Source organism: Undibacterium sp. SXout7W (genome assembly GCF_049339385.1).
Lineage (GTDB): Bacteria > Pseudomonadota > Gammaproteobacteria > Burkholderiales > Burkholderiaceae_D > Undibacterium.
This window is the reverse complement of record NZ_JBMPPF010000021.1, coordinates 31,833-54,368: the sequence shown is the minus strand read 5'-3', so window position 1 is coordinate 54,368 and position 22,536 is coordinate 31,833. Positions and strand designations below refer to the sequence as shown.

The following is a 22,536-nucleotide window of genomic DNA, read 5'->3' as shown; positions in this document are numbered from 1 at the left end:
CGGTTTATCTATCAATCTCACCAAACACAATATCTTGAGTACCAATGATTGTTACAGCATCAGCAATCATGTGCCCTTTCGCCATCTCATCTAATCCTTGTAAATGCGCATAACCCGGCGCACGAATCTTTAGACGATATGGCTTATTAGCACCATCAGACATCAAATAAATACCAAACTCACCTTTTGGATGCTCCACTGCCGCATAAGCTTCTCCAGCAGGAACATGGAAACCTTCAGAAAACAGCTTGAAGTGATGAATCAACTCTTCCATATTGGACTTCATATTCACGCGATGTGGTGGCGCAACTTTATGATTGTTTGCAATCACTGGCCCTTGGTTATTCCTTAACCACTCCACACATTGCTTGATAATACGGTTGGACTGACGCATCTCCTCTACGCGCACCAAATAGCGATCATAACTATCACCATTCACACCAACAGGAATATCAAAATTCAGCAAGTCATAAACTTCATAAGGCTGCTTCTTGCGCAAATCCCATTCAATACCAGAACCACGCAGCATAGGACCTGTAAAACCCATTGCTTTAGCACGCTCAGGAGAAACAACTCCGACACCGACCAATCGTTGCTTCCAGATACGGTTATCCGTCAGTAACGTTTCATATTCATCGACGTACTTAGGAAAACGATTAGTAAAGTCTTCGATAAAATCCAACAAAGAGCCTTGACGATTCTCATTCATCAAGCGCATTGCTTTTTCATTTTTCAAAGCAGATGTGGTGAATTGCGGCATCTGATCAGGCAAATCACGATAGACGCCACCAGGACGATAATAAGCAGCGTGCAAACGTGCACCCGAAACCGCCTCATAGCAATCCATCAAATCTTCGCGTTCGCGAAACGCATACAAGAACACCGCCATTGCACCAACGTCCAAGGCATGCGCACCTATCCAGAGCAGGTGATTCAATAAACGAGTAATTTCATCGAACATGACGCGGATGTACTGTGCACGCAAAGGCACTTCCAAACCCAGCATTTTTTCAATTGCCATGACGTATGCATGCTCATTGGACATCATGGACACATAGTCCAAGCGATCCATATACGGCACGGACTGCAAAAAAGTCTTTTGCTCTGCAAGCTTCTCAGTCGCACGGTGTAACAAGCCAATATGCGGATCAGCACGCTGTATCACCTCACCATCCAACTCAAGCACCAAGCGCAACACACCATGCGCTGCAGGGTGCTGCGGACCAAAGTTCAGGGTGTAATTTTTAATTTCAGCCATTATTTCATCCCGTAATTTTCTTCACGAATAACACGCGGTGTATTTTCACGCGGATCTATCGTAACAGGCTGGTAGACAACACGTTTCTGATCTGCGTCGTAACGCATTTCAACATAGCCAGAAACCGGAAAATCTTTACGGAAAGGATGACCGATAAATCCATAATCAGTCAAAATACGACGCAAGTCATTGTGACCATCAAACAAGATCCCAAACAGATCAAACGCTTCGCGCTCATACCAATTAGCCGCATTCCACACGTCGATAAGGGAAGCCACAACAGGCACATCATCATCTGCAGCAAAAACACGCACACGCAACCGCCAATTATGCTTAATCGACAGTAAATGAGTCACGACAGCAAAACGCGCACCATCCCAAATGTCATTACCATACGAAGAGTAATCAACACCACACAAATCGATTAATTCTTCAAAACTCGTCTCCACAGAGTCACGGAGATCCAGCATTACCTGCAGATAATCCAGGGGAGAGACGATCACAGTCAACTCACCCAACGCAGACTTTGATTCAACAATACGCGCACCCAAGACATTTTTTACTGCTGCCTCAAGGATTTCTAGTTTGGTAGTCATAATTAAAAGCCGCCTCAGCGATCACACGATTAGCGAGCGATAGTATTAGTACGTTTGATCTTATTTTGCAGCTGAATAATGCCATACATCAAGGCTTCAGCAGTCGGAGGACAACCCGGAACATAAATATCCACTGGCACAATACGATCACAACCACGTACTACAGAATATGAATAATGATAATAACCACCACCATTCGCGCAGGACCCCATTGATATCACCCAACGTGGCTCAGCCATTTGATCGTAGACTTTACGTAAAGCTGGCGCCATCTTATTACACAAAGTACCTGCAACAATCATGACATCAGATTGGCGCGGAGATGGGCGAAAAACAACACCAAAACGATCCAGGTCATACCTAGACGCACCAGCATGCATCATCTCAACCGCACAGCATGCCAGACCAAATGTCATTGGCCACATAGAACCCGTGCGAGTCCAGTTAATCAGTTTATCGGCTGTTGTAGTAACAAAGCCTTCATTCAACACACCGTCAATCGCCATAATCTATCACTCCCAATCCAGAGCGCCTTTTTTCCAGATATACCAAAAACCAACGGCAAATTCCAAAACAAAACCCAACATTATCAAGAAACCAGACCACCCCAGATCTCGCATCGCGACACCCCAAGGAAAGAAAAATGCAGTCTCAAGATCAAATAAAATAAAAAGGATGGCCACAAGGTAGTAGCGAACATCAAACTTCATACGCGCATCTTCGAATGCTTCGAAGCCACACTCGTAGGCAGATGTTTTTTGGGAATCAGGTTTATACGGAGCCAAAATACGCCCGAGCAATTGCGGAACTATACCAACCGCAATACCAACCAAGATAAAAAGAAGAACTGGGAAATAATTTTCGAGGCTCACGTTAGGCTACCTGTAATTGAACGCCATATGAAGCAAGCCGAAAGTCGCACAAAGACGAATAACAACCGCTTCCTCGACAAAGCCAGCTAAGAAACTGACTCTATTTTATTGGTGCCGACGACGAGACTCGAACTCGTACAGCTTTCGCCACTACCCCCTCAAGATAGCGTGTCTACCAATTTCACCACGTCGGCATAAGCCCAGCATTCTACTATGAATGACCTCATTGTTCAACGCACAATTGCGGCAATTCAAGTATTTTGCATGGAAAAAAAATTTATTTTGGAATCTGATTTGCCTGACCAACAGACGATGCCGGGGCAGATGCCGGAGCAACAGCGGGAGCTGCGGACGCTGGCACAGGCTTTTGAGAGACGACTCCATCCATAATACCAGCAGACGGCTTACGCGCACCACCAAACACTCCCAATGCAAGTGTCGCAACAAAAAAAACGGCAGCAGCAATCCCTGTTGACTTAGATAAAAAATTAGACGAGCCAGTCGCCCCGAACAGACTCCCCGAAGCACCAGAACCAAATGACGCCCCCATATCAGCCCCCTTACCATGCTGCAACAGCACAAGACCAATAATAGCCAAAGCAGACAACACCTGAACCACCACAACCAACGTCAAAATAGTTTGCATTCAAAACACCCAAAAAATTAATCTAAAAAATTCTTACGAATTTATACTGCCGCAATGATAGCCAAGAAATCGACTGCCTTCAGCGCTGCGCCACCAATCAGACCACCATCAATATCAGGCATCTGCAGCAACTCATTAGCATTATCAGGCTTCATACTTCCGCCATATACGATTTGCACAAGCTCAGCACTATCACTACTTTTAGCAGCAATTTGCTGACGCAAAAATGCATGCACATCTTGCGCCATCTGTGGCGTGGCGGTTTTACCCGTACCTATTGCCCAAACAGGCTCATACGCAACAACCAAACGTGACAAATGATCTGAAGTCAAGACATCCAATACAGCATTTAATTGCGCCGCAACAACTTCATTCGTCTGCCCACTTTCGCGCTGCTCAAGCATCTCCCCAACACAAAGAATAGGAGTCATATTTAAATCAAGTACCCTCAGAACCTTTTGAGCAACAAGCGCATCATCTTCAGCATGATAGGCACGACGCTCAGAATGACCGACAATGACATATCCACAAGAAAAATCTGACAGCATCGAAGCAGAGACATCACCGGTAAATGCCCCCTGAGCATGCACAGACACGTCTTGCGCCCCCAAAGAAACCACAGTTCCAGCCAAGGTATCAGCACACTGCGCCAAATAGGGAAAGGGAGCACAAACCACGACATCGCGTGATGGCGCAACAGGCATACCTGCAATAATTTCAGACAAGAGAGCGGCATTAGTAGCGAGGCTGCCGTTCATTTTCCAATTACCCGCAATTAAAGTACGACGCATAATAAGCCAAATGATAAATAACCGCTTATTGTATCGCGCTGAAGATCACGAGGTCAAACGAGATGCCTCCGCAACGACGATACTGCTATAAATACATAGCGATTGCACGAATGCAGGCGAAACTAAACACTCAACACTTAAACAGCTACACACAACACACACCCTATCTCTCTCAAAAGAACTAGGATACCAACCTTAATCAAATTAATTGCAACATAATCTTTCCGATATGCTGCCCACTCTCCATCATTGCATGCGCCTGAGCCGCCTGCTCCAATGAAAAAACATGATGGATAACCGGAATAATTTTTTTATTTTTTAGCAATGGCCAAACATACTCCCTCAAGCGAAGGGCGATCTTCGCCTTAAACTCAACAGAGCGTGGTCGAAGAGTAGAGCCAGTTATCGTCAGGCGGCGGCGCAATACCTGACCAAGATCAATTTCAGACTTTGCACCACCAAGCAACGCAATAATCACTAAACGACCATCGTCTGCCAGCGTATTGATTTCCAGAGGGAGATAATTACCCGCCACCATATCAAGAATTACATCTACACCCTTACCTGCGGTCAACTCCTTCACAACCTCTGGAAAAGCTTCCGTTTTATAGTTAATACCCCTCTCAGCACCAAGAGCCTCGGTAGCGCGGCACTTCTCTTCACTACCCGCAGTCGCAAAAACTCGGTTTCCCATCGCTCTTGCAATTTGTATTGCAGCCACACCAATACCTGAGGTTCCGCCTTGTACAAGCAAGGTTTCTCCCGATAACAAACCCGCACGATCGAAGACGTTACTCCAGACAGTAAAATATGTCTCCGGCAACGATGCAGCTTCCAGCATCGACAAACCATCAGGAATAGGCAAACACTGCCCCACAGGCGCAACACAATATTCTGCGTAGCCACCGCCTTGCACGAGTGCACACACAGAATCACCAACATCAAAGCCAGTACCATCAAGATCACCCGCCACAACTTCTCCCGCAACCTCCAACCCCGGCAAATCAGATGCTCCAGGAGGAACAGGATAATACCCAAGACGCTGCAGCACATCTGGCCGATTTACCCCGGCAGCATGAACTTTGATCAATAACTCGCCCTTACCTGGAACAGGTTGCTCACGCTCACATAACTTCAATACTTCTGGCGAACCATAACTGGAAATTTCAATTGCTCGCATATTCATACTCCATCAGAGAAAGCAAATATTGTATGACAATAAAAAAACGCCTGCGTTAAACACAGGCGTTTTATCACTCATCAGCTACCAAAGTACTTTTGTACTTATTGTTGCTGTTGTGGTTGCTCACCTTCAGCAACAGCTGCCTTCATGGATAACTTGAAACGACCACGATCATCCGTCTCCAACACTTTAACGCGCACTTGCTGACCTTCTTTGAGGTAATCAGCAACTGCATTCACGCGCTCATTAGCGATCTGACTGATGTGTAACAAACCATCTTTACCTGGCATGATTTGAACAATCGCACCGAAGTCCAACAACTTCAACACAGTACCTTCATATACCTTGCCAACTTCAACTTCTGCCGTCAATTCTTCGATGCGACGCTTGGCTTCTTGACCAGCTGCTGCATCAACGGAAGCGATAGTAACAACGCCTTCATCACTGATATCGATTTGCGTACCCGTCTCTTCAGTCAGGGCACGAATGACCGCACCACCTTTTCCGATGACATCACGAATTTTTTCAGGATTAATTTTGACTGTAATCAGACGTGGTGCGAAGTCAGACAATTCAGCCTTACCATGCGGTACCGCCTCTTGCATTTTTGCGAGGATATGTACGCGACCTTCTTTAGCTTGCGCCAAAGCGACCTGCATGATTTCTTTTGTAATACCCTGGATTTTGATGTCCATTTGCAAGGCAGTAATACCTTCAGCAGTACCAGCCACTTTGAAGTCCATATCGCCGAGGTGATCTTCATCGCCCAGAATATCGGTCAGCACTGCAAATTTATTACCATCTTTAATCAAACCCATCGCGATACCGGCAACATGCGCCTTCATCGGTACACCCGCATCCAGCAAAGCCAGGCAACCACCGCAAACAGACGCCATGGAAGAAGAACCATTAGATTCAGTGATTTCAGACACCAGGCGAACGGAGTAACTAAAATCTTCCGGAGACGGCAATGCTGCTTGCAAAGCACGTTTAGCCAAACGACCATGGCCGATTTCGCGACGCTTAGGCGTACCGACACGACCTGTTTCACCAGTAGCAAACGGAGGCATGTTGTAATGCAACATGAAACGATCTGAGTATTCGCCCATCAACGCATCGATCTTTTGTTCGTCACGTGCCGTACCCAAAGTAGCGATCACCAATGCTTGCGTTTCACCACGGGTGAACAAAGCAGTGCCATGAGTGCGCGGTAGTACTCCTGTGCGGATCGAGATAGGACGTACTGTGCGTGTATCACGACCGTCGATACGAGGCTCACCTTCGAGAATCTGAGAACGAACTATTTTGGCTTCCAAGTCAAACAGGATATTGCCAACTTCAGATGAGTCAGGAGCTGACTCACCTTTAGCCACAGCTTGCTCAGCCAGAGTCGCATTCACTGTCGCTGTTGCATCCTTCAACAATTGCGTACGTGCTTGTTTTTCTTTTGTCTGATAGGCGGCGCGCAATAATGGTTCGGCGACTGCGCTGACAGCAGCTATCAAAGACTCATTTTTAGCAGCTGGTGCCCACTCAACTTCAGGCTTGCCGCCATCACGAACCAATTCGTGAATTGCATCAATCACAGCCTTCATTTGCTCGTGGCCATACACCACAGCGCCCAGCATAACTTCTTCGGATAATTGCTGCGCTTCAGATTCGACCATCAAAACAGCTTGCTCAGTACCAGCAACAACCAGATCCATTGCCGATGTTTTTAACTGAGTTGCTGTTGGATTCAGTACGTATTGGCCATCGATATAACCGACACGCGCAGCACCAACAGGACCGCTGAATGGAATACCGGAAACACAGATCGCAGCCGATGCGCCGATCATGGCAGCAATATCTGGATCAATTTCAGGATTAACGGACAAAACATGCACAATGACCTGCACTTCGTTCAGATAACCTTCTGGGAACAAAGGACGGATAGGTCTGTCGATCAAACGGGAAGTCAGTGTTTCTTTTTCAGATGGACGACCCTCACGCTTGAAAAAACCGCCAGGAATACGACCAGCAGCATAGGTTTTTTCAAGGTAGTCAACGGTCAGTGGAAAGAAATCCTGACCTGGTTTCGCATCTTTTTTCGCAACAACAGTCGCCAACACAACAGTGTCTTCGATCGATACCAGAACCGCTCCAGATGCCTGACGAGCAATCTCGCCTGTTTCCAGTGTCACTTGATGTTGACCGTACTGGAAAGTTTTCGTAACTTTATTAAACACAATGTGTCCTTTCTATTTTGCCGACAGATTTTCAGGCGCTGTCGTTCACCTCACCGCAAGCAATCCGTCAAGATTGCCTTTACTATTTCAGCATTTCCTCAAAAAACGAGAAAATCACAACACCAATTGCCACATTACATATGCAAAAAGCCTGCGACAGTAAACTGACGCAGGCTTTTTATTAATTATTTGCAAAAATTCGCAAAAATTACTTACGCAAACCGAGTTTTTCGATCAATGCGCGGTAGCGATTCAGGTCTTTACCTTTCAGGTAAGACAACAGACTTTTACGACGGTTAACCATCATAATCAGACCACGACGAGAGTGGTGATCTTTAGAGTGTGCTTTGAAGTGGCCATTCAGATCATTGATACGCGCTGTCAGCAACGCAACCTGAACTTCTGGAGAGCCTGTGTCATTTTGACCGCGCGCATTGTCCGCAACGATGGCGGCTTTTGCATTTTTTTCGATAGACATAATATTCCTTTACATGCGATGACAATAGTCATGAAAATCATTAACCATCGTTATCGTGAGTTGAGTCCCGCCAAAACAACGGGACCCAAGACTATAACATGAAAAACAATCGCAAATCAAATTTGCGGATTCAATTTTTCAGATTTGGATTGCAGCTTATTCAATGCTGACAAATATGCTTTTGCCGATGCGACGACAATATCAGGATCTGCGCCAACGCCGTTGACAATACGACCCGACTTAGACAATCGCATCGTCACCTCACCTTGAGATTGCGTACCTGTCGTAATCGCATTCACGGAAAACAATAACAATTCCGCACCACTTTGCACCTTTGACTCAATAGCATTGACGATGGCATCCACCGGCCCATTTCCATTCGCTTCGCAATGCATTTCTGCACCTTCCATGGAAAACGTGACTTTGGCAATTGGCAATTCGCCCGTTTCCGAATGCTGAGACAATGATACAAAGCGGAATGCTTCATTGTCATTGGCATGCTCTTCATCGGACACCAAGGCAAGGATATCTTCGTCAAAAATCTCAGATTTGCGATCTGCCAATTCTTTGAAGCGGGCGAAAGCCGCATTCACTTCCGCTTCAGACTCAAGGGAAATGCCTAACTCTTCAAGGCGCTGCTTAAATGCATTTCGGCCAGATAACTTACCAAGAACAATTTTGTTCGCACTCCAACCCACATCTTCAGCGCGCATGATTTCGTACGTATCACGTGCTTTCAAAATACCATCCTGATGAATACCGGATGCGTGGGCGAAAGCGTTTGCACCTACCACGGCTTTATTCGGCTGCACGGCAAAACCAGTAATCTGCGACACCAATTTAGACGCAGGAACAATTTGTGTCGCATCAATACCAAGATCAAGATTAAAGTAATCTTTACGAGTACGAATTGCCATCACAATCTCTTCCAAAGCTGTATTTCCGGCCCGCTCCCCGAGGCCATTGATAGTACATTCCACCTGACGTGCCCCACCTATCATCACACCCGCGAGCGAATTGGCAACCGCCATCCCAAGGTCATTGTGACAATGAACTGACCAGATAGCCTTATCCGAATTGGGAATACGCTCACGCAGGGTTTTCAACATATTGCCGTACAATTCGGGAACACCATATCCAACTGTATCGGCAAAATTAATTGTAGTCGCGCCCTCTTTGATGACAGCTTCCAATACGCGACACAAGAAATCCATATCGGAACGACTGCCATCTTCAGGACTAAATTCAACATCATCAGTAAAGTTCCGCGCATATCGTACGGCCTGTATTGCCTGCTCCAACACCTGATCAGGAGACATGCGCAATTTCTTTTCCATATGCAATGGCGATGTCGCAATAAAAGTGTGAATTCGCTTGCGCTGCGCACTAGCAAGCGCTTCCGCTGCACGTGCAATATCGCGATCGTTAGCACGCGACAAAGAACAAATTACGGAATCCTTAATGGTAGCGGCAATCGCCTTAATTGACTCAAAATCGCCAGGAGAAGCTGCAGCAAACCCTGCTTCGATTACGTCTACCTTTAAGCGCTCCAACTGCTTGGCGATGCGAATTTTTTCGTCCTTGGTCATTGATGCACCAGGTGATTGTTCGCCGTCACGTAATGTAGTGTCAAATATGATGAGTTTATCTGCCATAATTTTTCTCCTGAGAAAATGATTGTCAGTATTTAAAACGAAGTTGATACGATTGCTGAATACTCTTCATCCTATCCTTGCGAAAACACACATGGATGATGGGACTACTCGAATTGTGGGATAGGGGAGTTTAGCGCGTTACCGCACTAGTAGAGATACAAATAGCGATAGCAAGCAACGTGTGCTTGCTAAAGTTGATATTACGAAGGATTTGACTTGAAAGTTCATTGCCTAACTATAAGCGGGTTCACTTAAAAGCGCAAGAATTTCTATTTTGAAGCTGCTTTAAAAATACTCAGATAAAAAGCCCGGAATGTTTTCATACATTACGGGCAATCAACTAATGCTAACAATCAATTACTTATCATCATTTACATCTACACTGGTCTGAACAATACTGATTGGACGCCCTTTTCGCCAACGCCACAACAACACAGCGTAGCCAGACAATCCATACAAAACGAACAATCCGAATAACACTTTAGGAGGATCGCTAACAATACCGACATATGCTAGTACAACTAAAAATGGAGCGATAAAAGGCACAGATTTACGTAAATTAATATCTTTAAAGCTATAAAAAGGTACGTTCGTCACCATCGTCAACCCAGCGAACAAAGTAATGCACCAAGCACTCCAGCGCAAACTCTGCCCTTCAAATTGAAGATCTTCCATCAGCAACACAAACCCAGCCACAAGTGCAGCCGCCGCAGGACTCGGCAAACCTTGAAAATATCGTTTATCCACCACACCGATATTCGTATTAAAACGGGCGAGTCGCAAAGCAGCTCCTGCGCAATAAACGAATGCCGCCAACCAACCCAATTTCCCCATCCCTTTTAGCGACCATTCGTACGCTACCAGCGCCGGAGCAGCACCAAAAGAAATCATATCGGACAAGCTATCGTACTGAGCACCAAATTCACTCTGAGTATTCGTCATCCTGGCAACTCTACCATCCAGACTATCAAGCACCATTGCAATGAAAATAGCAAAAGCAGATTGATCAAAACGTTGATTCATCGCCATAACAATGGCATAAAAACCACAAAACAAGGCCGCCGTTGTAAAAGCATTCGGCAATAAATAAATACCTCTGCGTCTTTTCACAATCGGCTGAGTAATTTCCGCATCGTTTAATTGTTGAGTTTTGCGTATTCCCTTAGGGAAAGGCTTGAAACTTCCTTTAGGTTTGCGACGATTAAATGATGACATTCGAATTCAGTAAAGTAAAACGTAATATGCGGAAAACCGGGGGGTAATTAAGATGTAACAAACGCGAAGTATAACCCTGATTGTCCCGATGACAAACTGCGCTGCAATGATGCACACACTCAACGGATATCATTTAATTCTGACATTAGCCACCATTCTGGATTGAATTTTTGTGGTGCCTGGCTCAAAGCTTGGTTCAGTCGCATTTGCTTCCGCACGCATAGCACTTTTGAGGCTCATAGAATCTGCCTGAAATGGCATTGCAGGACTTCCATCTTGATCGACACTCAGGTTTTCTATGATTGCGTCACTAGGACGACGACCCATCGTTTTCGCCAGCAATTCGATTCTTTCCAGTAAATTTTTATAACTCAACTCCAACCTCAGCTGTTCCATTTTTGCCAAAGACTTATCGGACAATCCAAAATTAATTGAATGCAGCGCCAAGTTTTTTTGTGCGATAGCAACCAGGGATGGCAATTGCGTCAGATTTTGGGTTTTAACATCGAGATACTGTCCAATACGCCAACCGATAACCGGTCTTTTCCGAGAGGCTGCAGAGCCGCCCTCTTCTGAATATACCGGATATGAGTAATATCCCCGCGTTGCTAGCTGCGCCTGAGCATCCTCTTTTTTGATTGAGTCAACGCCCTGCTTCATTTTCTGATTGACGCGAGATGCCGCAACTGACTTATCCTTATCCTGCTCTTCGATAAAAAAACTGGCTATCGCCAGATCATTGTCAACATTGATATTTGCATGCCCTGCTATATTAACCAAGGCACCACTCACGTTCTGAGAATACACAGGCAGGGTTACCATAACGAGAGTAGAAAAAATGATTTGCATCAATGAACGCATATATTTACTCCAGTGTATATTTTAACAATAAGCCTGCTTATAGTTCTGACTAATTCATACATAAACAAAACACATAAAATTTACGCAAAATTACCGCAGCAAGGCATGTCATGAAGGCCGTACGGTTTGTACAAGCGCTACGATAAGGAGCCATAACGTCGCCGGGGCGGTTTTGCACAAGTACTGACACATTCTATTATTATTCTTAAGACCACAATATAAAAAGTCGCCACAAGGGCGACTTTTTATATTGCATTACTTCAACTTATAAAAGTGAAGTAATGCCCTCTATCAATAATCAACAGAATTAGTTCTTAGATTGATCTACTAATTTATTTTTTGCGATCCAAGGCATCATTGCGCGCAATTTTGCACCGACTTCTTCGATTTGATGTTCTGCAGTCAAACGACGGCGGGAAATCAAAGTAGGTGCACCTGCTTTATTTTCCAGAATGAAGCTCTTCGCGTATTCGCCAGTCTGAATATCTTTCAAACATTGGCGCATCGCATTTTTAGTATCTTCAGTCACAACACGTGGACCTGTTACATATTCACCGTACTCTGCATTATTAGAGATCGAGTAGTTCATGTTAGCGATGCCGCCTTCATAGATCAAATCAACGATCAGTTTCAATTCATGCAAACATTCGAAATAAGCCATTTCTGGCGCATAACCAGCTTCGACCAGAGTTTCGAAACCAGCTTTAATCAGTTCAACGGCTCCACCGCACAACACAGCTTGTTCACCAAACAAATCTGTTTCTGTTTCTTCACGGAAGTTAGTTTCGATGATACCAGCACGACCACCGCCATTCGCCATCGCATAAGACAAAGCGATATCACGGGCAGAACCAGACTTATCCTGATACACAGCGATCAGATGAGGAACACCGCCACCTTGAGCGTATGTGCCACGCACTGTATGGCCAGGCGCTTTTGGAGCAATCATGATGACGTCCAAATCGGCACGCGGAACAACTTGGCCGTAGTGAACATTAAAGCCATGAGCAAAGGCCAATACAGCGCCTTGCTTAGCATGAGGAGCAACGTTTTCGTTGTACACCTGAGCGATATTTTCGTCAGGCAGCAAAATCATGATGACGTCAGCAGCTTTAACAGCATCATTTACTTCAGCAACTTTCAGACCAGCGCCTTCAGCTTTAGACCATGATGCACCACCTTTACGCAAAGCAACCGTCACGTTACAACCGGAGTCGTTCAGATTTTGTGCGTGCGCATGACCTTGGGAACCATAACCGATGATGGCAACATTTTTACCTTTGATCAGAGACAGATCACAATCTTTATCGTAAAAAACTTTCATTTTGTATCCTATTAAATTTGAATGATTTTGTATGTTAAAAACGCGTGACAAACAACGTTTTATACTTTAAGGATGCGCTCACCGCGCCCAATTCCTGAACCACCGGTCCTGACCGTTTCCAGAATCGCCGCACGATCTATCGAGTCGATAAATGCATCCAGCTTTCCCTTGTTGCCAGTCAACTCTATTGTGTAAGTCTTCTCAGTAACATCAATGATGCGACCACGGAAAATGTCCGCGGTACGTTTCATTTCTTCACGCTCTTTACCTACGGCACGGACTTTAATCAACATCAGTTCACGCTCAATATGAGCACCTTCGGTCAAATCCACAACCTTGACGACTTCAATCAAACGATTCAGGTGTTTCGTAATCTGCTCGATAATGTCATCAGAGCCTGATGTGACGATAGTCATTCGAGACAATGTTGCATCTTCAGTCGGAGCAACAGTCAGTGTTTCAATGTTGTAACCACGCGCAGAAAACAATCCAACAACACGAGATAATGCACCTGCCTCATTTTCGAGCAAAATGGAAATAATATGTCTCATGTTATAGATCCTCCGAGCCAAGCAACATCTCTGTCAGTCCTTTACCTGCTTTCACCATAGGCCAGACATTTTCGGTTTGATCTGTAATGAAATTCATGAACACCAGACGATCTTTCATGCCGAAAGCTTCTCGTACGGCGCCATCAACATCAGCTGGATTTTCGATTTTCATACCGACATGACCGTACGACTCCACTAGTTTAGTGAAATCAGGCAGTGAATCCATATAGGACTCGGAGTAGCGTGAACCATAATCAATTTGTTGCCACTGCCTTACCATTCCAAGGAAACGGTTATTTAACAAAATGATTTTTGGTGTCAAGTGATACTGCTTGCAAGTAGCCAATTCTTGGATACACATCTGTATCGACGCCTCACCAGTGATACAAGCCACTGTTGCGTCAGGGTTGGCCATCTGCACGCCCATCGCATAAGGCAAACCCACGCCCATTGTTCCCAGGCCACCAGAATTAATCCAGCGACGAGGTTTATCAAAGCGATAGTATTGTGCTGCCCACATCTGGTGCTGACCGACGTCAGAAGTAACGAAAGCATCGCCGTTAGTTACTTCCCAGACCTTCTCAACTACAGACTGAGGTTTAATCACTTCATTTGAGGTAGCGTATTTCAAACATTCACGACCACGCCACTCATTGATTTGCTTCCACCAGCTGGCAAGAGCCTTTTGATCTGGGCGAACATCAATCGCCGCAAGCTGGGACAACATTTCCTGCAACACATCTTTGACATTACCAACAATAGGAATGTCAACTTTGACCCTCTTGGAAATAGAAGAGGGATCAATATCAATGTGAATAATTTTACGAGGAGTTGCGGAAAAATGTTTGGGATTGCCGATGACGCGATCATCAAAACGAGCACCAATCGCGATCAACACATCACAGTGTTGCATCGCCATATTGGCTTCGTATGTGCCATGCATACCAGGCATGCCAACGAACTTATCGTCACTGGCGCGATAGGCACCCAAACCCATCAGCGTATTTGTACAGGGGAACCCCAGAGCATCAACCAACTTGTTTAATTCTGGAGCGGCATGAGCAAGAATGACCCCGCCTCCGGTATAAATCATTGGACGTTCTGCTTGCAGCAATAACTGCACAGCCTTGCGAATTTGCCCAGCATGTCCTTTGTCGACAGGCTTGTAAGAGCGCATTTCTACTTCTTTTGGATAACTGTAAGTCGTTTTATGCATGCTGATATCCTTAGGAATATCAACCAGTACCGGACCGGGTCTGCCGGTCGTTGCAATGAAAAACGCTTTTTTAACCGTTTCCGCCAAATCCCTGACATCCTTCACCAGGAAATTGTGTTTTACACAAGGACGGGTAATACCTACTGTATCGCACTCCTGGAAGGCATCCTGACCGATAACGGCACTCGGCACCTGACCAGAGATCACGACCATAGGAATGGAATCCATGTAGGCAGTAGCCAATCCTGTCACCGCATTGGTAACACCTGGACCGGAAGTAACAAGAGCCACACCTACTTTATTGGAAGAACGGGAATAAGCATCGGCAGCATGAATAGCAGCCTGCTCATGGCGAACCAGGATGTGTTGAAACTTGTCCTGATTGTAAATCGCATCATAGATATAGAGTACGGCACCGCCCGGATATCCGAAAACGTGCTCCACACCCTCTTCGGCAAGACACTTAACAAGTATCTCTGCGCCTGTAAATTCTGAGTTCATTTATTGTCCTTTCAAGGTCCATAGGAGATTGATCGGATGTTCTTTCCTGGCGATATCACCTGACAAATCCGGGATACTGACATTCCTTTATGTGATTTCACATTTTTTACGTCACATGCCCGTTGGGCAAGCTTCTAAAAAATGCTTAGGGCACTCGTTCAGTCAGTGACAAGGTATTGCAAAGATAAATATCTCACGCTTGTGGCATGGGTCAGAACAAACAGCTTCTTTAAAGCGCACTCTATGGCGACAGCATTGTGAGCTGATCCAATCGAGCATTTCACGCACTAAGATTTTAGAGCGGACTGGTACGGTACTGCGTCGCACCAATTTGGTCAAGGAAAATTCTCATCCAATACAAAAATAATCTTTCCGTACAAAGCCCCACAATACAAAAATAAGGACATCAGGAGGTAATTTTGCTAGGATGTGCGCATTTTTGAATTCAATTCGCAGACAAAAGCTACCCGGCAAGACGTTTGCCTCAGTAGCAATAATTAAGTAACGCAAGCCAACAATGGCCACAGACAAAGAATTATCAAACTTCCTTGAAAATGTTGAGCGACGGGCATACAAACATGCTTTGTACACCGTGCGCAACGAAGAATCTGCACTCGACATCGTGCAGGAAGCAATGATCAAGCTCTCGGAAAAATACGGCGACAAGCCCGCTGCCGAATTCCCTATGCTGTTTCAACGAATTTTACAAAATACGATTCTCGATTTCTTCCGCCGAGAAAAAGTCCGGAACACTTGGGTGAGCCTCTTTTCAAGCATTACCCCTGCTAATAACCAAGATGACGATAATTTTGATTTATTAGAAAGTTATTCAGCAGAAGAAGGTTCGGAAGCATCGGAATCGAGCGCAGATAAAATTGAACGGGAGCAAGTTTTAAATATTATTGACGATGAGATAAAAAAACTTCCCGGACGTCAACGAGAAGCGTTCCTCATGCGTTATTGGGAAGACATGGATGTGGCAGAAACTGCTGCCGCAATGGGATGTTCTGAAGGGAGCGTCAAGACACACTGCTCACGGGCAACCCACGCATTGGCCGAATCACTCAAGGCTAAAGGAATACAGCTATGAACTACTCAAAAGAAGCAAGCGATCTTGATTTTGCGTACAAAGTCCGGAGGGCTCTGAATGAGGCCACAGAAAACATACCGGAACCAGCACTGGACAGACTTGCTCAGGCAAGGAAAATAGCACTGGCACGCAAAAAAACAGAGGCGCCTGCTAGCGTACTGGCATTCAGGGGTGTGCTTGCAAGCGCAGGTGGCTTTGCATTTAAAGGGCCAGGTTCCTGGATGGGCAAATTTGGCATCGCACTCCCCCTTCTGGTGCTTGTCGCCGGATTGATTGGCATTTATGAATATGAGCAGCAGCAAAATATTAATGAATTGGCTGACATTGATACTGCCGTGTTAGTAGACGAATTGCCGCCAGCCGCCTATATCGATACAGGCTTTTCTGCTTATTTAAATAAAGCGGAGGAGTAAGCGTGCGGCTTCAGATAAAACGTTATATTCCTTTTCTGATTTTGACAGCTACCAGCATTCACTATGCGATTGCTGGTGGTACGTCGGCACCCAGTCTTCCCTTGGCATCCGGCAAAACGACAGCAACGGCTCCAATCGTGTCAAAACCGCTTTGGAGTGAATTGACGCAGACGCAAAAGCAAGCACTTTCTCCACTGGTAACGGAATGGGATAAGTTGCATGAGCTGAACAAGAAAAAATGGCTGGAAATAGCCAATCGTTACGCTGCAATGAAGCCGGATGAGCAGTTGCGTATGCAGGAGCGCATGCGCGACTGGGTAAAATTAACGCCAGAACAACGCATGGCAGCAAGAGAAAATTTTGCCAATGCAAAGCAGGTCAAACCAGAACAAAGGTCGGCGCAGTGGCAGCAATACCAACAGCTGAGCGAAGAAGAAAAAAAACGTCTGGCAACCGAGCATAATAAAAAGAAAAGCCTGACTAATTTATCAACAGATGCGTTGAAAAACCAACCCATTTTAGCGCCACTGAAAACTGGCCCCAAGCCACTTGCGTCCAACCCAGTCGCACCGGTTGCAAAGCCAATAGCCCCAGTTGTCGCTGTGCCAGCCAGCAATGCCGTAGCCACTCCAGCTTCCGCAACGCAGGCAATACCTGAGCCAGCTTCTGCAACGACACCTGCTGCGGCTTCGCAAACAGTTGCCAAATAAACGCAATAAAACACCAATAAAACGTGACTACGGATACACAAGCATCATTGCAAGCCCCCTTATTACGCTGCAGACTCATTTGCATGGTCTACGAAGCAATGCTGTTATTTGGCATTGTATTCGTTGCGAGCTTTTTGTTTGATGTAATTACTCAAAGCAAACACGCACTCATGCTCAGGCATTTACGCCAATTCTGGTTATTTCTGGTGGTTGGCTGTTATTTTGTATTTTGCTGGAGTCGCAGTGGGCAAACCCTCGCCATGCAAACTTGGCGTATTCGCGTCACGGATCTGGATGGTGGGAAACTACCCGTCATCAAAGCGATTGTCCGATATTGCTTGTCGCTGATGTGGTTTTTACCGGCCATGGGTATCGCTTACCAGCTCGGGCTGAAAGAATGGCCAATGATGGTCACGGTGGCAATTGGCATTGCAGGCTGGGCCATGACTGCCAGGCTGGATAAAAACGGACAATTTTTACATGATCGACTAGCTAAAACTAGATTAGTTCACATTCCATCTGCCATAGAAAAGCAAGCAAGTACATAGACCAGTTTAAATGTTGGACTAATCAATGTTATTCTTATGAAATAATTTATCGAGAAGAATGACATGCAACATAAAGCTCCTCGTCGCACCAGAGAACGCATTTTAGAATTATCTCTACGCCTGTTTAATGAGTTTGGCGAACCAAATATCACGACAACCGTGATTGCGGAAGAGATGAATATCTCCCCTGGTAACCTGTATTACCATTTCCGGAACAAAGACGATATCGTGAATTCGATTTTCGTACAGTTTGAATCGGAAATTAATAAAAAATTAGCGTTTCCTGAAGGTCGTAAAGCCAATATTCAGGATATCTGGACCTACCTGCACCTCACATTCGAACTGGTATGGCGCTATCGCTTCTTTTATCGCGACCTGAATGACCTGCTTTCAAGAAATCGCAAGCTGGAACTGAATTTCAAGGAAATTCTTCATCATAAAATTAAAGTCGCCACCGAACTATGTATTGGTTTGCGCGCTGACGGTGAATTTGAAGCGACTGATATCGCCATTGATGCACTGGCAACCAACATGGTCGTCGTAGCGACTTACTGGCTATCTTACGAATACGTACGCAATCCGCGAAAATACACTGAACTACAAACCATGTCGGAGTCGTTGGCGCGCGGCTGCTATCAGGTCATCGTCCTGATTAGCCCCTATTTACGCGGTGAAACTAAACGGGTATTTGAACAGCTATCAGATGATTACTTACGGAAAATGAGTCACGCATGAAAGCCATCTGCGTTTACTGCGGCTCGTCTGCCGGAATTAATCCGGCCTATGCAGCGGGCGCCCGTCAATTGGCAGCGGCACTGGTCAACAAGAAGCTGGGCTTGGTGTATGGCGGTGGCAACGTAGGCTTGATGGGCATCATTGCAGACGAAGTATTACGTCTGGGAGGCCATGTCACTGGCGTCATCCCAAAAGCGTTAATGGATAAAGAAGTGGGTCACGTCGAATTAAGTCAATTGCATGTAGTAAGCAATATGCATGAACGAAAAGCGTTGATGGCAGAACGATCGGATGCTTTTATCGCCATGCCTGGTGGCATTGGCACGCTCGAAGAGTTGTTTGAGATATTTACCTGGTCGCAATTGGGTTTTCATGACAAACCTCTGGGCTTATTCAATATCAATGGTTTTTACGATACGCTTCTCGCATTTTTGCAAGAAACCAGTCAGCAAGGCTTTTTGCGCGACAGTCATCTGAAGCTGCTGTATGCAGAAACCGATCCTGATCAATTATTAGAAAAATTTACGCATCACAAACCCCAGCCTCATCAAAAATGGCTGACAAGCAGCGATCTGTAAAACAGAAAAGCGATCGTAATGTTGCCTGAGAGGCTTATTGATTATGATCGCATACGGTTTTGTGACAAATACAGAGTAAAATGCCGCTTTAATCGTTCTTTTAAGTGTTTATTTCAAATCATGAAATTTTCCAAGCAATTCTCCCTGTACGAATCTGAAGCAACCAACTTCATCAAAAATTTGAAACAAGCCAACCCTAAATTGGAACAGAGCCAGCGTGATGGCCGCGCCTTGTTGTGGGATAAAGCGCCATTGGATCTGGATACACAACAGCGCAACCTTGAGTCACGCGTTGCCCAACAGCCTTACGTTTATCAGAACAAAGGCTAAGCCTCTTTTCAGAGCGCACCGTGAACACCAAGGTACTACCGCCAACCGAACTTCCGCTGGTTGGCGTTACCGATAGCACGCCTGATACTGTCGACGGTCTGGCGTTTGCCAAATTGTACGGCGAGCCGCTGTTCAAATTACCGAATGACCTCTACATTCCGCCAGATGCGCTGGAAATTTTTCTGGAAGCATTCGAAGGCCCTCTGGATTTATTACTGTATCTGATCCGCAAGCAGAATTTCAATATTCTCGATATTCCAATGGCGCAAGTCACATTGCAATACCTGAAATACGTTGATCAGATTCGCGAACATAATCTGGAACTTGCTGCAGAATATCTGCTGATGGCAGCCATGCTGATAGAAATTAAATCACGCATGTTGCTTCCCTCGACCAAAAACAACCTTAGTGACGAAGCGGATGATCCACGCGCGGAACTGGTACGTCGTCTACTCGAATACGAGCAAATGAAACTGGCCGCCTATGATCTGAATGCGATTCCGCAACTAGGTCGAGATTTTTTGCATGCGCAGGTCTATGTCGAACAAAATACGGTATTGCACTGGCCACATGTGGATGTGGCCGACCTCCAGGCCGCCTGGGCAGATGTTCTGAAAAGAGCGACATTGGTTGCACATCATAAGATCAGCCGTGAAGAATTATCCGTACGTGAGCATATGTCCGGTATTCTGCGTAAATTGCAGTCGGCCAAGTTCGTTGAATTTTCAGATTTGTTTGATCCAAGCCGGGGGGCACCGGTATTGGTTGTCAATTTTGTCGCATTGCTGGAACTAGCCAAAGAAACCTTGATCGAAATCACTCAAGCGGAAGCATTTGCTCCCATTTATGTGCGTCTTGCTTATTCACCCAATTGATCCAGCCGACGACACTTACCTCTCATTCCTATTTGTCATGAAAATTATCTCCTCCATTGAAGAATTACGTGATCAGTTACGTGGTCAGTTGCGTACCGCATTTGTGCCGACCATGGGCAATTTACACGAAGGCCACCTGTCTCTGATGCGTATGGCAAAAAAACATGGAGACCCCGTCGTTGCCTCCATTTTTGTGAATCGTCTGCAATTCGGCCCCAATGAAGACTTTGACAAATATCCTCGCACATTCCAGGCGGATGTTGAGAAGCTGGAAAAAGAAGGCGTGTATGTCTTGTTCGCGCCTACAGAAAAAGACTTGTACCCGGAACCACAAGAGTATCGTGTACGTCCACCGGATGATTTGGGCAATATCCTCGAAGGTGAATTCCGTCCGGGATTTTTTACCGGCGTGACGACAGTGGTTTTGAAGTTATTTTCCTGCGTACAACCACGTGTCGCCGTATTTGGTAAAAAGGATTACCAACAACTGATGATCATCCGCAATATGAGCAAACAGTTTGCGCTGCCCACAGAAATTATCGCGGCCGATACTTATCGTGCAGAAGACGGTTTGGCACTGTCATCGCGCAATATGTATCTGTCGCCCGAAGAGCGTGCCGAAGCGCCTGTTCTGTATCGGGTATTGAATGAAGTGGCTGCCGAAGTGCGTGCCGGCCATCTTGATATGTTTGAGCTGGAACGCCAGGCCATGAGCAAACTGGCAGACCGTCATTGGAAGCCCGACTATATTTCCATCCGCAAACAGGCAGATCTGCAACCGCCATCTGCTGGCGACATTGCACAAAAAGCGCCGCTGGTCGTCGTGGCGGCAGCCAAGCTCGGCGGCACGCGTTTGATCGACAATCTGGAAATCTGATGTTACTTCACCGTGCGGCCTCACTTGCCAGGATGGCCTGTATAGTCAGCAGCGTTGCGCTGGTGCTTACCATGCCAGCGCAACGCTGTGAAGCGGCCGTCACGGTGTTAGATGATGCTCAGCGCCAGGTCAGTCTGGCGCAGCCCGCACAACGCATCGTCAGCCTGGCTCCACACATCACGGAGTTACTGTTTGAAGCTGGAGCAGGCAAAAATATTGTGGCAGTCACGGATTACAGCGATTACCCGGAAGCGGCAAAAAAACTACCATCGATCGGCAATATTTTTGCTCTAGACCTTGAACGTCTGCTGGCACTCAAGCCAGATCTGGTCATCATCTGGGGTACAGGAAATGCAAAAATTCTGGCGAATAAGTTACGGCAGAATCACATCACTGTATTTGAAAGCGAGCCACATGATTTTGAAATGATCGCCACTTCACTGGAACGTTTTTCCATACTCGCTGGCACCAGCGCCGTAGGTAAACCAGCTGCCGATGCATTTCGCAAACGTCTGGATGGTTTGCGCAAAACCTATCAACCAGCTTCCAGCAAACCCATCAGTGTGTTTTATCAGATGGTACGCAAACCCCTGATGACACTGAATGACGATCATATGGTATCAAGCGCAATCCGTTTATGTGGTGGTAGAAACGTGTTTGGCAAACTCAAGGAACTCAGTTCTACAATTACCACTGAAGCGGTGCTGGCCGCGAATCCCGATGTCATGCTGACTACCGGCGAGTCGACGGAGGCACTGCAGGACTGGTTGGCATTTCCGGTGCTGACCGCCGTGCGGAAACAGCAGTTTTATACGATCAAAGCCGATCTTCTCAATCGCGCGGGGCCGCGCATACTGGATGGCACAGAAATACTATGCAAACATCTCACCGTCGCTCGTAGCAAGTCAATGAATCAATCATAAAGGACTCATTGAAGGAATGCCTGAATAAACGAGCGTATGTCATCGCCTCCATGCACCACTGCAAAGATTGCCGATAAAACAC

Annotated in this window: 25 protein-coding genes and 1 tRNA gene; 10 read left to right on the top strand and 16 right to left on the bottom strand. The window is 45.9% G+C overall.

The genetic code is table 11. The annotated features are described in order from the left end of the window. Positions 1-4 precede the first annotated feature (4 nt). From ACO0LB_RS17530 to ACO0LB_RS17455, 16 genes are all read right to left on the bottom strand, one after another. Positions 5-1,258 carry an NADH-quinone oxidoreductase subunit D gene (locus tag ACO0LB_RS17530; RefSeq protein ID WP_423051420.1) on the bottom strand — a complete coding sequence of 418 codons (1,254 nt, stop codon included), beginning with the start codon at positions 1,256-1,258 and terminating at the stop codon, positions 5-7. Further along, entirely contained in the window at positions 1,258-1,854 is a 597-nt protein-coding gene (locus tag ACO0LB_RS17525; RefSeq protein ID WP_423051418.1) for an NADH-quinone oxidoreductase subunit C, read from the bottom strand. The genes ACO0LB_RS17530 and ACO0LB_RS17525 overlap by 1 nt, the downstream gene beginning before the upstream one ends. Positions 1,855-1,883: 29 nt before the next feature. Next, positions 1,884-2,360, bottom strand: coding sequence for a NuoB/complex I 20 kDa subunit family protein (locus tag ACO0LB_RS17520; protein WP_162020074.1), 477 nt, complete (start codon positions 2,358-2,360; stop codon positions 1,884-1,886). A gap of 6 nt (positions 2,361-2,366) precedes the next feature. Beyond that, the gene (locus ACO0LB_RS17515) at positions 2,367-2,726 is read right to left on the bottom strand and encodes an NADH-quinone oxidoreductase subunit A (protein WP_423051416.1); all 360 of its coding nucleotides are present in this window, start codon (positions 2,724-2,726) and stop codon (positions 2,367-2,369) included. A 109-nt stretch (positions 2,727-2,835) separates the two neighbouring features. Continuing rightward, positions 2,836-2,920 (bottom strand) — tRNA-Leu (locus ACO0LB_RS17510). A gap of 83 nt (positions 2,921-3,003) precedes the next feature. Continuing rightward, positions 3,004-3,372: a preprotein translocase subunit SecG gene (secG, locus tag ACO0LB_RS17505; RefSeq protein ID WP_423051414.1), complete on the bottom strand. Its 369-nt coding sequence runs from the start codon at positions 3,370-3,372 to the stop codon at positions 3,004-3,006. 41 nt (positions 3,373-3,413) lie between these two features. Then, entirely contained in the window at positions 3,414-4,163 is a 750-nt protein-coding gene (gene tpiA, locus ACO0LB_RS17500; protein ID WP_423051412.1) for a triose-phosphate isomerase, read from the bottom strand. A gap of 199 nt (positions 4,164-4,362) precedes the next feature. Next, positions 4,363-5,343, bottom strand: a complete 981-nt coding sequence (locus tag ACO0LB_RS17495; protein ID WP_423051410.1) for an NAD(P)H-quinone oxidoreductase — start codon at positions 5,341-5,343, stop codon at positions 4,363-4,365. Between the two features lie 104 nt (positions 5,344-5,447). Continuing rightward, on the bottom strand, positions 5,448-7,574 hold the full coding sequence (pnp, locus tag ACO0LB_RS17490; RefSeq protein WP_423051408.1) for a polyribonucleotide nucleotidyltransferase: 2,127 nt from the start codon (positions 7,572-7,574) through the stop codon (positions 5,448-5,450). A 208-nt stretch (positions 7,575-7,782) separates the two neighbouring features. Continuing rightward, complete coding sequence (rpsO, locus tag ACO0LB_RS17485) at positions 7,783-8,052, bottom strand: 30S ribosomal protein S15 (protein ID WP_423051406.1); 270 nt, start codon at positions 8,050-8,052, stop codon at positions 7,783-7,785. Positions 8,053-8,168: 116 nt separating this feature from the next. Next, positions 8,169-9,707, bottom strand: coding sequence for a 2-isopropylmalate synthase (locus ACO0LB_RS17480; RefSeq protein ID WP_423051404.1), 1,539 nt, complete (start codon positions 9,705-9,707; stop codon positions 8,169-8,171). Between the two features lie 357 nt (positions 9,708-10,064). After that, complete coding sequence (pssA, locus tag ACO0LB_RS17475) at positions 10,065-10,922, bottom strand: CDP-diacylglycerol--serine O-phosphatidyltransferase (RefSeq protein ID WP_423051402.1); 858 nt, start codon at positions 10,920-10,922, stop codon at positions 10,065-10,067. A 129-nt stretch (positions 10,923-11,051) separates the two neighbouring features. Then, the gene (locus tag ACO0LB_RS17470) at positions 11,052-11,771 is read right to left on the bottom strand and encodes an SIMPL domain-containing protein (protein ID WP_423051400.1); all 720 of its coding nucleotides are present in this window, start codon (positions 11,769-11,771) and stop codon (positions 11,052-11,054) included. A 319-nt stretch (positions 11,772-12,090) separates the two neighbouring features. Next, positions 12,091-13,107, bottom strand: coding sequence for a ketol-acid reductoisomerase (gene ilvC / locus ACO0LB_RS17465; protein WP_423051398.1), 1,017 nt, complete (start codon positions 13,105-13,107; stop codon positions 12,091-12,093). A gap of 59 nt (positions 13,108-13,166) precedes the next feature. After that, complete coding sequence (ilvN, locus tag ACO0LB_RS17460) at positions 13,167-13,658, bottom strand: acetolactate synthase small subunit (RefSeq protein WP_423051396.1); 492 nt, start codon at positions 13,656-13,658, stop codon at positions 13,167-13,169. A gap of 1 nt (position 13,659) precedes the next feature. Beyond that, the gene (locus ACO0LB_RS17455; protein WP_423051394.1) at positions 13,660-15,375 is read right to left on the bottom strand and encodes an acetolactate synthase 3 catalytic subunit; all 1,716 of its coding nucleotides are present in this window, start codon (positions 15,373-15,375) and stop codon (positions 13,660-13,662) included. Between the two features lie 517 nt (positions 15,376-15,892). Here ACO0LB_RS17455 and ACO0LB_RS17450 point away from each other — a divergent pair. From ACO0LB_RS17450 to ACO0LB_RS17405, 10 genes are all read left to right on the top strand, one after another. Continuing rightward, positions 15,893-16,465: an RNA polymerase sigma factor gene (locus tag ACO0LB_RS17450; protein ID WP_423051393.1), complete on the top strand. Its 573-nt coding sequence runs from the start codon at positions 15,893-15,895 to the stop codon at positions 16,463-16,465. After that, positions 16,462-16,878 carry a DUF3619 family protein gene (locus tag ACO0LB_RS17445; RefSeq protein ID WP_423051391.1) on the top strand — a complete coding sequence of 139 codons (417 nt, stop codon included), beginning with the start codon at positions 16,462-16,464 and terminating at the stop codon, positions 16,876-16,878. The genes ACO0LB_RS17450 and ACO0LB_RS17445 overlap by 4 nt, the downstream gene beginning before the upstream one ends. Positions 16,879-16,880: 2 nt before the next feature. Next, entirely contained in the window at positions 16,881-17,588 is a 708-nt protein-coding gene (locus ACO0LB_RS17440) for a DUF3106 domain-containing protein (RefSeq protein ID WP_423051389.1), read from the top strand. 83 nt (positions 17,589-17,671) lie between these two features. Beyond that, positions 17,672-18,136: an RDD family protein gene (locus ACO0LB_RS17435; protein ID WP_423051387.1), complete on the top strand. Its 465-nt coding sequence runs from the start codon at positions 17,672-17,674 to the stop codon at positions 18,134-18,136. Between the two features lie 63 nt (positions 18,137-18,199). Continuing rightward, on the top strand, positions 18,200-18,871 hold the full coding sequence (locus tag ACO0LB_RS17430) for a TetR/AcrR family transcriptional regulator (protein ID WP_423051385.1): 672 nt from the start codon (positions 18,200-18,202) through the stop codon (positions 18,869-18,871). Further along, positions 18,868-19,449 (top strand): TIGR00730 family Rossman fold protein, encoded by a 582-nt coding sequence (locus tag ACO0LB_RS17425; RefSeq protein ID WP_423051383.1) that lies wholly within the window; start codon positions 18,868-18,870, stop codon positions 19,447-19,449. The genes ACO0LB_RS17430 and ACO0LB_RS17425 overlap by 4 nt, the downstream gene beginning before the upstream one ends. Positions 19,450-19,569: 120 nt before the next feature. Continuing rightward, positions 19,570-19,779, top strand: coding sequence for a DUF3460 family protein (locus ACO0LB_RS17420; protein WP_423051381.1), 210 nt, complete (start codon positions 19,570-19,572; stop codon positions 19,777-19,779). Positions 19,780-19,799: 20 nt separating this feature from the next. Further along, positions 19,800-20,654, top strand: a complete 855-nt coding sequence (locus ACO0LB_RS17415; protein WP_423051379.1) for a segregation and condensation protein A — start codon at positions 19,800-19,802, stop codon at positions 20,652-20,654. Positions 20,655-20,691: 37 nt separating this feature from the next. Next, a complete protein-coding gene (panC, locus tag ACO0LB_RS17410) occupies positions 20,692-21,531 on the top strand; it encodes a pantoate--beta-alanine ligase (protein WP_423051377.1) in 840 nt (279 codons plus the stop codon). Further along, complete coding sequence (locus ACO0LB_RS17405) at positions 21,531-22,454, top strand: cobalamin-binding protein (RefSeq protein WP_423051375.1); 924 nt, start codon at positions 21,531-21,533, stop codon at positions 22,452-22,454. Before panC ends, ACO0LB_RS17405 begins: the two co-directional genes overlap by 1 nt. Positions 22,455-22,536: the final 82 nt, after the last annotated feature.

What these genes read in the sequence shown, in the direction of transcription:
- ACO0LB_RS17530 (WP_423051420.1), bottom strand. Translation starts at nt 1,258, where the DNA reads ATGGCTGAAATTAAAAATTACACCCTGAACTTTGGTCCGCAGCACCCT.
- ACO0LB_RS17525 (WP_423051418.1), bottom strand. Translation starts at nt 1,854, where the DNA reads ATGACTACCAAACTAGAAATCCTTGAGGCAGCAGTAAAAAATGTCTTG.
- ACO0LB_RS17520 (WP_162020074.1), bottom strand. Translation starts at nt 2,360, where the DNA reads ATGGCGATTGACGGTGTGTTGAATGAAGGCTTTGTTACTACAACAGCC.
- secG (WP_423051414.1), bottom strand. Translation starts at nt 3,372, where the DNA reads ATGCAAACTATTTTGACGTTGGTTGTGGTGGTTCAGGTGTTGTCTGCT.
- tpiA (WP_423051412.1), bottom strand. Translation starts at nt 4,163, where the DNA reads ATGCGTCGTACTTTAATTGCGGGTAATTGGAAAATGAACGGCAGCCTC.
- ACO0LB_RS17495 (WP_423051410.1), bottom strand. Translation starts at nt 5,343, where the DNA reads ATGCGAGCAATTGAAATTTCCAGTTATGGTTCGCCAGAAGTATTGAAG.
- rpsO (WP_423051406.1), bottom strand. Translation starts at nt 8,052, where the DNA reads ATGTCTATCGAAAAAAATGCAAAAGCCGCCATCGTTGCGGACAATGCG.
- ACO0LB_RS17480 (WP_423051404.1), bottom strand. Translation starts at nt 9,707, where the DNA reads ATGGCAGATAAACTCATCATATTTGACACTACATTACGTGACGGCGAA.
- pssA (WP_423051402.1), bottom strand. Translation starts at nt 10,922, where the DNA reads ATGTCATCATTTAATCGTCGCAAACCTAAAGGAAGTTTCAAGCCTTTC.
- ACO0LB_RS17470 (WP_423051400.1), bottom strand. Translation starts at nt 11,771, where the DNA reads ATGCAAATCATTTTTTCTACTCTCGTTATGGTAACCCTGCCTGTGTAT.
- ilvC (WP_423051398.1), bottom strand. Translation starts at nt 13,107, where the DNA reads ATGAAAGTTTTTTACGATAAAGATTGTGATCTGTCTCTGATCAAAGGT.
- ilvN (WP_423051396.1), bottom strand. Translation starts at nt 13,658, where the DNA reads ATGAGACATATTATTTCCATTTTGCTCGAAAATGAGGCAGGTGCATTA.
- ACO0LB_RS17455 (WP_423051394.1), bottom strand. Translation starts at nt 15,375, where the DNA reads ATGAACTCAGAATTTACAGGCGCAGAGATACTTGTTAAGTGTCTTGCC.
- ACO0LB_RS17450 (WP_423051393.1), top strand. Translation starts at nt 15,893, where the DNA reads ATGGCCACAGACAAAGAATTATCAAACTTCCTTGAAAATGTTGAGCGA.
- ACO0LB_RS17445 (WP_423051391.1), top strand. Translation starts at nt 16,462, where the DNA reads ATGAACTACTCAAAAGAAGCAAGCGATCTTGATTTTGCGTACAAAGTC.
- ACO0LB_RS17435 (WP_423051387.1), top strand. Translation starts at nt 17,672, where the DNA reads ATGGTCTACGAAGCAATGCTGTTATTTGGCATTGTATTCGTTGCGAGC.
- ACO0LB_RS17430 (WP_423051385.1), top strand. Translation starts at nt 18,200, where the DNA reads ATGCAACATAAAGCTCCTCGTCGCACCAGAGAACGCATTTTAGAATTA.
- ACO0LB_RS17425 (WP_423051383.1), top strand. Translation starts at nt 18,868, where the DNA reads ATGAAAGCCATCTGCGTTTACTGCGGCTCGTCTGCCGGAATTAATCCG.
- ACO0LB_RS17420 (WP_423051381.1), top strand. Translation starts at nt 19,570, where the DNA reads ATGAAATTTTCCAAGCAATTCTCCCTGTACGAATCTGAAGCAACCAAC.
- panC (WP_423051377.1), top strand. Translation starts at nt 20,692, where the DNA reads ATGAAAATTATCTCCTCCATTGAAGAATTACGTGATCAGTTACGTGGT.
- ACO0LB_RS17405 (WP_423051375.1), top strand. Translation starts at nt 21,531, where the DNA reads ATGTTACTTCACCGTGCGGCCTCACTTGCCAGGATGGCCTGTATAGTC.